This is a genomic window from Helcobacillus sp. ACRRO (assembly GCF_022347125.1).
Lineage (GTDB): Bacteria > Actinomycetota > Actinomycetes > Actinomycetales > Dermabacteraceae > Helcobacillus > Helcobacillus massiliensis.
On record NZ_JAKRNG010000046.1, the window covers coordinates 1 to 8,272 of the forward strand.

The following is an 8,272-nucleotide window of genomic DNA, read 5'->3' on the forward strand; positions in this document are numbered from 1 at the left end:
GACAGCCCCCAGCCGACCGAGCGCCCCGCCCGTGTCCTGCACACCGCGCAGGCGCTCGTGGACGTCACCATCCCCGTGCCGCACCTGCCGCGCCGCGGCCAGAACGCCAACGCCACCGCCATGCCGCAGTACGCCGCCGGCGGCGCCGTCACCATCCTCGTGGCCGCCGCCCGCACCGGCGCGACCGCTGTTCACGGTGGCGCCCACGGCACCGGCCCCAACGGCGACATCATCCGCGCCGCCCTCGCGGCCGACGGGATCCGCCTGTCCGCCGACCCCGTTCCCGATGAGGACACCGGCCCGTGCTTCGTGTTCGTGGAGCCGTCCGGGGAGCGCACCTTCGTCACCACCTACGGGGCGGAGCGCCGCATCACCGCTGCCTCCCTCGCCGCCCTCGCCCCGGAGCCGGGCGACCTGCTGTGCGTCAGCGGCTACAGCCTGTTCGCCCCCACCCGCGAGCCCCTCCTGGAGTTCCTCGAGTCGCTGCCGAGCGGGGTGGAGATCGTGCTGGACCCCGGCGCCCCGTTCGCCGACTTCGATGAGGAGCTGCGCCGACGGATGCTGCGCCTGACCACGGTCTGGACCTCGAACGCCGACGAAGCGGAGGGCCTCGTGGGCGCCGCCGATGACCTGCACGCGATCCGCGATCTGATCGCCGGTGACGTGGTGATCGTCCGCGACGGCGAGAAGGGCTGCACCGTCCTCGCCGGCGGTGCGACTGTCGACGTGGCGGGGTTCCCGCAGACCCCGGTGGACACCAACGGCGCCGGCGACACCCACACCGGCATCCTGCTCGCCGAACGGGCACTGGGCAGCGACTGGGCGGCTGCGGCGGAGCGCGCCAACGCCGGGGCGGCGCTCAAGGTGACGCGGCTCGGTCCGGCGTCCGTGCCCGCACGGGAAGAAGTCTCCGCCTTCCTCGCTTCGGATCCGCCGCGGTCGTCGATAGACTGACGCCGTTGATGCACGCCACCAGCGGAGAAGGGCCCGATGACTGAGACCCCACGCTCGATCCGTGACTTCAGCGCGCTCAGCATCGACGGGCAGGAGCGCAGCCTCGCCGACTTCGCCGGTCAGGTCCTCCTCATCGTCAACACCGCCAGCGAATGCGGCTTCACCAAGCAGTACGCGGGCCTGCAGCAGCTGCAGGACGAGTACTCGGACCGCGGCTTCAGCGTCCTCGGCTTCCCCTGCGACCAGTTCGGCCACCAGGAGCCCGGCTCCGATGAGGAGATCGCCGAGTTCTGCTCCACGAACTTCTCCGTGGACTTCCCGATGTTCTCGAAGATCGAGGTCAACGGACCCGGTGCGCACCCGCTGTACCAGTGGCTGAAGGCGTCGAAGCCCGGCATCGCAGGCGGACGGATCGCCTGGAACTTCACGAAGTTCCTCATCGACCGCGACGGCCACGTAGTGGACCGCTTCGGACCGCCCACCGCACCGGCGCGGATCGCGCGCCGCATCGACACTCTCATCACCGACCAGTAGAAAGGGGACACCATGGAGGTGCTCATCGCGATCCTGATCCCGATCGTCATCCTCATCGCGATCGTCTTCGCGCTGTTCGGCGGGCTCCGCTCGTCGATCTTCTTCACCGTCCGCACGCAGGAGAACGTGATCGTGGAGAGCTTCGGCCGCTTCCGCCGCGTTGCGAAGCCGGGCCTCAACATGAAGGTGCCGTTCCGCGACACCCTCACCCCGCCGATCTCCCTGCGCATCCAGCAGCTCGAAGTGAACATCGAGTCCAAGACCAAGGACAACGTGTTCGTGACCGTCCCGGTCGCCGTTCAGTACGTGATCCGCGAGGAGTCCGTGGTGGACGCCTACTACCGGCTGTCCAACCCGGAGGCGCAGATCCGCTCCTACGTGTTCGACACCGTCCGCTCCGCCCTCTCCACCCTGGAGCTGGACGCCGCGTTCGAATCGAAGGACGACATCGCCCGCGGCGTGGAGAACACCCTGTCCTCGCAGATGGCCGACTTCGGCTTCAACATCGTCAACACCCTCGTCACGGACATCTCCCCGGATCCGCGCGTGCGCGACTCGATGAACTCCATCAACGCCGCTCAGCGCGACCGCGTGGCAGCGCAGTCCCTCGCCGAGGCCGACAAGATCAAGCGCGTCACCCAGGCTGAGGCCGAGGCCGAGTCCAAGCGCCTCCAGGGTGAGGGTGTGGCCGCACAGCGCAAGGCCATCGCGCTGGGCATCGCCGAGCAGTACGAGATGCTCAAGCGCGTGGGCATCGAACAGTCCGCTGAGCAGCTGCTGCTGATGACCCAGTACTTCGACACCATGCAGGACGTGGCCCGCAACGGCCGCTCCAACGTGCTGTACCTGCCGTCCAACCCCGGCTCCGTCAGCGCCATGGGCGACGAGATCCGCAACGCCATGCTGCAGTCGCAGGCCGCGCAGAAGGCCGACGACGACGCCGACTCCTCCGCGACCCGCCTGCGCCGCGCCCAGCCGAAGCGCCAGCAGCCCTCTCAGCCCGAGGGCTACCAGGCGGCGCCGCAGCAGCCGTGGGAGCACCCGTCGGCCGGCTCCGACCAGGGCTGACCCCCATCAGCTGAGGGGGCGGCCCCGCCGGGACCGCCCCACCATCCGGACCGCGCTCGCGCTCAGGTCTGCGGCAGCAGAACCTCGAGCAGGGCGCGGTCCTGTGCGTCCAGCACCAGGTTCATCGCGGCGGCGAGCTGGGCGCTGGCGCCGCCGACGGGTGAGACAATCGGAGCACAACCGACCCCGCGTTTGGAGGACCGTTTCTTCATGACCATCCCCGCCGATCCGGCACCGAAGCTCCAGGACTACGCCCACCCCGAGAAGCTCGTCACCACGGACTGGCTCGCCGACAACCTCGGAGCCGACGGCCTCGTTGTGGTGGAGAGCGACGAGGACGTGCTGCTGTACGACGTCGGCCATATCGCCGGCGCAGTGAAGGTCGACTGGCACCTCGACCTCAACGACCCCGTCACCCGCGACTACGTGGGCGGCGAGGAGTTCGCCGAACTGATGAGCGCCAAGGGCATCAGCCGCGACGACACCATCGTGGTGTACGGCGACAAGTCCAACTGGTGGGCCGCCTACGCCCTCTGGGTGTTCGAACTGTTCGGCCACGAGGACGTGCGCCTCCTCGACGGCGGCCGCGCCAAGTGGCAGGCCGAGGGCCGCGAGATGACCCGTGAGAAGCCGCAGCGTGAGCGCACCGACTACCCGGTGGTGGAGCGCCAGGACGCCCCCATCCGCGCCTACAAGGACCACGTGCTCGGCTTCCTCGGCGGCCAGCTCGTAGACGTCCGCTCCCCGCAGGAGTACACGGGCGAACGCACCCACATGCCGGACTACCCGCAGGAGGGCACCCTGCGCGGCGGCCACATCCCCACCGCGAAGTCCGTGCCGTGGGCGCGCGCCGCGAACGACGACGAGACGTTCAAGTCCCGTAAGGAACTGGAGGCGATCTACGTCGACGAGCTGTCGTTCGACTCCAGCGAGCCGGTGATCGCGTACTGCCGCATCGGTGAGCGCTCCAGCCACACCTGGTTCGTCCTCACCTACCTGCTCGGCTTCGACAATGTCCGCAACTACGACGGCTCCTGGACCGAGTGGGGCAACACCGTGCGCGTGCCCGTCGCCCAGGGCGAGGAGCCGGGCGAGGCACCCGTCGGCCTCACCGCCGGGGAGGGCCGCTGATGTCCGCCGTCCCCGCCGCCCTGCAGGAGATCGCCGACGACTTCACCGAACTGTCCGGCGACAACCGCCTGCAGCTGCTGCTGGAGTTCTCCGACGACCTACCCGAGCTGCCCGAGCGCTACGCCGACCACCCGGAGCTGCTGGAACCGGTGCCGGAGTGCCAGTCGCCGATCTTCCTCATCACCGAGGTGGAGGGCACGGGCCGTGACGCCGAGGCGCGCCTGTTCTTCTCCGCCCCGCCGGAGGCGCCGACCACGCGCGGCTTCGCCGGCATCCTCGCGGAGGGCCTCGACGGCCTGAGCGTCGGGGAGATCCTCGACGTTCCGAACGACGTCACCGAACGGATGGGCCTCGCGGAGGTCGTCTCGGCGCTGCGCCTGCGCGGCATGGCCGGCATGCTGGCGCGGATCAAGCGCCAGCTGCGGGAGAAGGCGGAGATCGGCCCCGAGGAGGCCTGAGCAGACGGCTGCCCCGTCGGGCCCGGCAGCACGGACCGCCGGGCGGCCGACGGGTCCCGCGGATCAGCGGACCCGTCGGCCCTTCACCAGGTCGATCAGGTGGCTGATCACCGCGTCGCCGCTGGAGCGCAGACCGGAGTGCTCGTACTCGCTGGTCACGAACGGCGCGACCTGCGGCATCAGCGCGACCGTCTCCAGAGAGAACACGGACGGCACGAAGGCGTCGTGGAAGTAGACGGCCGCGGCACCCGGAACCCCGGCGCTGCGCAGCGCGTCCTCGTCGTAGACGCGGCCCCACTGGTGGCCGGCGAGGATCTCGGCGACCGGCTTCCACGGCGCCAGCTCCGAATCCTCATCGAACAGGGAGCGGTGCACATGCTCGCCGCCCAGCAGGGTCGGATCCTCGTGGAAGTCCTGCGGCATGGTGCGCTCCGCGCTCCAGTCAGTGACGATCCCGTCGGCCTGGCAGCTCTCGTGGATGACCGCGTACAGGGGGTTGCGGCCGGTGAACGGCAGCAGGGCGGCGAGGTCGTGCTGGAAGGCGGGCGCGCGGTGGTCCAGTTCGAGGAGGTTGTGGAGCGCCACGAAGCCGTCGTCGGAGCCGAGGCGGTGGCCGAGGGTGCGCAGCCGCGCCGGGGTGACGGCGTCGCCGTTCGGCAGTCGGATCTCGCCCCTGTCCGCCAGGCCCATCAGCTCGCGGATGCGGTCGCGGGCGTGGGGGAAGCGGCGGTAGAACGCCTCGGACTTCTCCCGCATGATCCGCCATGTCTGCGCATACACCTCGTCACTGTGGCGGCCGACCGCGGCGAGCCCGCCGGTGATGAGGACTTCGCGCAGCGATTCGGGGTGCGCGCTGAGGTAGGCGAGGGTGGTGAAGCCGCCGAACGACTGGCCGAGCGTGGAGATCTGCTCAGCGCCGAGGTGGCGGCGGATCGCTTCGGCGTCGTTGACGATCTCATCGGCCCGCAGGTGGGTGAGGTACTCCGCGACCTCGTCCGCGCTGTGCTCGATCGCTTCGCGGAACGTGCGCTCCGGTGCGGGCGGGAACGGCAGGTCAAGACCCACCGGGGTGGACCGGCCGGTGCCGCGCTGGTCCAGCATCACGACCCGGTACTCCTCCAGCAGGCGCGCCACCCAGGCCGGCTGCCCGGGCGCGGGCCGCGGCGCTTCGCTGCCGGGACCGCCCTGCAGGTACATCAGGAACGGCCGGTCCTCGCCGCCGGGTGCGGTGATGACGCGCGCGAACACCTCGATCGTGCCGCGCGACGGGTCATCGTTCACCAGCGGAACATCGATCGTGATGTCCTCGATCCGGTGCTCCGGCATGAGGGAGGCCGACGGGTTCTGGTTCCCGAACGGGAACGGGGCGGGGCGGGATGCGGAGTCAGAGGTGTGCATGGGTCAACCGTAGCGCGGCCCCGGCGACCGGCAGGGGCTCGGCCGGCGGGGACGGCTCGGCCCCGTTCCCCGGGCGGCACGGCGGGAGTGCCGGTGGCGAGGCGTGTGCACAAGTTGGAGCAGATCGGCCGATTCGGCAGCGAACCGCCCGCCGGGGTCGGATTCTGGTCGGATTGTGCTCACTCACGTCCTCCACGCCTTGATCGGCAGGGGTGCGCGAACAGATTCAGCCGCTGAACCGCCCTTTTTCGCAGCCGGACTGGCCTACAGCCCTGGTTCCACCAGGGTTTGTGATCGGTCGCCAGCCGAATGGGCGGCGAGCGGGCCCGGGGCGATGGGCCCAGCCCGACTTCCCGTCGCGCGGCGCGGGGCGGTAGGTTGGCAAGCACCCCTTCCCCCACCTGACTGGAATCTGTGCCCCATGGACACCATCAGACTCGACGCGACCATCGTCGACTACCTCATCATCGCGATCTACTTCGTGTTCGTGATCGGTGTGGGCGTCTACGCCAAGCGCGGCGTCTCGAACTCGATCGAATTCTTCCTCTCGGGCCGGTCTCTGCCGGCCTGGGTCACCGGCCTCGCGTTCATCTCGGCGAACCTCGGCGCCGTGGAGATCATGGGCATGTCCGCCACGGGCGCCCAATACGGCTTCCCGACCATGCACTACTTCTGGGTCGGTGCGATCCCCGCCATGCTGTTCCTCGGCGTGGTGATGATGCCGTTCTACTACGGCTCGAAGGTCCGCTCCGTGCCGGAGTTCATGCGGATGCGCTTCGGCAATGCCGCGCACCTGGTGAACGCGCTGTCGTTCGCGCTGGCCCAGCTGCTGATCGCGGGCGTGAACCTGTTCCTCCTCGGTTCGATCGTGAACCGTCTGCTGGGCTGGCCGATGTGGGTGGCGCTGATCGTCGCCGCTGCGATCGTGCTGTCCTACATCACCCTCGGCGGGCTGACGGCCGCGATCTACAACGAGGTGCTGCAGTTCTTCGTGATCGTGGCGGCGCTGCTGCCGCTGACCCTGATCGGTCTGCACCGTGTGGGCGGCTGGTCCGGGCTGAAGGAGAAGGTGTCCGGTGACGGCATGCTCGGTGCGGAGCAGCTGCACACGTGGCCGGGCCAGCAGCTGTCCGGCTTCGAGTCGCCGGTGCTGAGTGTGATCGGCATCGTGTTCGGTCTGGGCTTCGTGCTGTCGTTCGGCTACTGGACCACGAACTTCGTGGAGGTGCAGCGCGCGATGGCCTCGAAGTCGATCACCGCTGCGCGCATGACCCCGATCATCGGCGCGTTCCCGAAGATGTTCATCCCGTTCATCGTGATCGTGCCCGGAATGATCGCCGCGGTCCTGGTCAACGAGCTCACCGCGTTCAAGCAGTTCGAGAGCGCGGGCGATTCCGCGGGCGCCGCCAGCACGGGCGTCACGTACAACGACGCACTCCTGCTGCTGATGCGGGACGTGCTGCCGAACGGACTGCTGGGTCTGGCGATCGCGGGCCTGCTGGCGGCGTTCATGGCCGGCATGGCGGCGAACGTGTCCGCCTTCAACACCGTGTTCTCGTACGACATCTGGCAGACCTACGTGAAGAAGGACCGCGATGACGAGTACTACCTGACGGTGGGCCGCATCGCGACGATCACCGCGTGCATCATCGCCATCTTCACCGCGCTGATCGCCGGCCACTTCTCCAACCTGATGGACTACCTGCAGACCCTGTTCGGGTTCTTCAACGCGCCGCTGTTCGCCACGTTCATCCTCGGTATGTTCTGGAAGCGGATGACTCCGACCGCCGGCTGGACGGGCCTGGTGGCGGGCACGCTCGCCGCGGTGGTCCTGTGGTCGTCCTCCACGTTCTTCGGCCTGTTCGAGCTGCCGGGTCAGGGGCTGGCGTTCCTGTCCGCGGCGACGGCGTTCGTGGTGGACATCGTGGTGTCGGTGATCGTCACGATGGTGACGCAGCCGAAGCCGGCGCATGAGCTGAAGGGTCTGGTGTACTCCGAGACCCCGAAGGCCGACCTGGTGGATCCGGACGAGGCCGATCTGCCGATCTTCCGCCGCCCCATCCCGATGGCGATCCTGGGCCTGGTCCTGGTGATCGGCCTGAACATCGTCTTCGCCTGATCGAAGGAGCAGCAGTTATGAGCACCAGCATCACGCCGACGGGCGAGACCCCGCAGCTGCCCGCCGACTCCCATGTGGAGACCACCGGCGCGTTCGACATCCGCATGTTCATCGGCGCGCTGATGGCGCTGTACGGCGTCATCCTGGCGGCCCTCGGCCTGTTCGCGTTCTCCGCCGCCGACGCCGAGAAGACCGACGGGTTCAACGCGAACCTGTGGATCGGTGTGGGCCTGGTCGTGTTCGGCGCGCTGATGGCGATCTGGGCGAAGGTGGAACCGATCCGGATCGTGGTGGCGGACAACGAGCCGGGCGCTGAGGAGCCGAAGGACATCGCCGCGCTCTGACGCGCCCGCCCGAGCCGGTGGAATCCCGGGTAGTGACACAGCTGACAGCTGAGCGGGGATCATATACGATGCCCGCATGACCTCAGTGACGAGCCCCACATCCGCCGAGCAGTCCGCCCCGCATCCGGCCGAAGCCGCCTGGTCCCTCCTCGGGACGAAGCCCGGCGCCGTGTACGCGATGCACATCAGCTACGCCGCCCGCGCGGAGCAGAAGGGCCGCACCCCCGAAGCCCCCGGCTACTTCATGAAGCCGCCCACCTCCCCTG

Annotated in this window: 10 protein-coding genes; 8 read left to right on the forward strand and 2 right to left on the reverse strand. The window is 69.1% G+C overall.

Going from position 1 to position 8,272, the window contains the following annotated elements:
• Window positions 1-36: 36 nt before the first annotated feature.
• The 3 genes from MHY20_RS11100 to MHY20_RS11110 are packed head-to-tail and all read left to right on the forward strand — an operon-like array spanning window position 37 to window position 2,556.
• On the forward strand, window positions 37-954 hold the full coding sequence (locus MHY20_RS11100) for a PfkB family carbohydrate kinase (RefSeq protein WP_239376823.1): 918 nt from the start codon (window positions 37-39) through the stop codon (window positions 952-954).
• Between the two features lie 36 nt (window positions 955-990).
• Window positions 991-1,488 carry a glutathione peroxidase gene (locus MHY20_RS11105; RefSeq protein ID WP_183377298.1) on the forward strand — a complete coding sequence of 166 codons (498 nt, stop codon included), beginning with the start codon at window positions 991-993 and terminating at the stop codon, window positions 1,486-1,488.
• A 12-nt stretch (window positions 1,489-1,500) separates the two neighbouring features.
• Window positions 1,501-2,556: an SPFH domain-containing protein gene (locus MHY20_RS11110; protein ID WP_183377299.1), complete on the forward strand. Its 1,056-nt coding sequence runs from the start codon at window positions 1,501-1,503 to the stop codon at window positions 2,554-2,556.
• 62 nt (window positions 2,557-2,618) lie between these two features.
• Here MHY20_RS11110 and MHY20_RS11115 read toward each other — a convergent pair whose 3' ends face one another.
• On the reverse strand, window positions 2,619-2,768 hold the full coding sequence (locus MHY20_RS11115; RefSeq protein ID WP_239376818.1) for a hypothetical protein: 150 nt from the start codon (window positions 2,766-2,768) through the stop codon (window positions 2,619-2,621).
• Here MHY20_RS11115 and MHY20_RS11120 point away from each other — a divergent pair.
• Complete coding sequence (locus MHY20_RS11120; protein WP_239376819.1) at window positions 2,767-3,687, forward strand: sulfurtransferase; 921 nt, start codon at window positions 2,767-2,769, stop codon at window positions 3,685-3,687. The two genes, MHY20_RS11115 and MHY20_RS11120, sit on opposite strands and share 2 nt — an antisense overlap.
• Window positions 3,687-4,145: a SufE family protein gene (locus MHY20_RS11125; protein ID WP_239376820.1), complete on the forward strand. Its 459-nt coding sequence runs from the start codon at window positions 3,687-3,689 to the stop codon at window positions 4,143-4,145. The genes MHY20_RS11120 and MHY20_RS11125 overlap by 1 nt, the downstream gene beginning before the upstream one ends.
• A 63-nt stretch (window positions 4,146-4,208) precedes the next feature.
• On the opposite strand, the gene MHY20_RS11130 is transcribed toward MHY20_RS11125, so the two are convergent.
• On the reverse strand, window positions 4,209-5,543 hold the full coding sequence (locus MHY20_RS11130; protein ID WP_343217759.1) for an alpha/beta fold hydrolase: 1,335 nt from the start codon (window positions 5,541-5,543) through the stop codon (window positions 4,209-4,211).
• A gap of 421 nt (window positions 5,544-5,964) precedes the next feature.
• Between MHY20_RS11130 and MHY20_RS11135 the strand changes: the two genes are divergently transcribed.
• From MHY20_RS11135 to MHY20_RS11145, 3 genes are all read left to right on the forward strand, one after another.
• Window positions 5,965-7,662 (forward strand): sodium:solute symporter family protein, encoded by a 1,698-nt coding sequence (locus tag MHY20_RS11135; RefSeq protein ID WP_183377303.1) that lies wholly within the window; start codon window positions 5,965-5,967, stop codon window positions 7,660-7,662.
• Between the two features lie 17 nt (window positions 7,663-7,679).
• Entirely contained in the window at window positions 7,680-8,006 is a 327-nt protein-coding gene (locus MHY20_RS11140) for a hypothetical protein (RefSeq protein ID WP_239376821.1), read from the forward strand.
• A gap of 76 nt (window positions 8,007-8,082) precedes the next feature.
• The coding region (locus MHY20_RS11145) for a hypothetical protein (RefSeq protein WP_239376822.1) at window positions 8,083-8,272 on the forward strand (190 nt) is incomplete at its 3' end.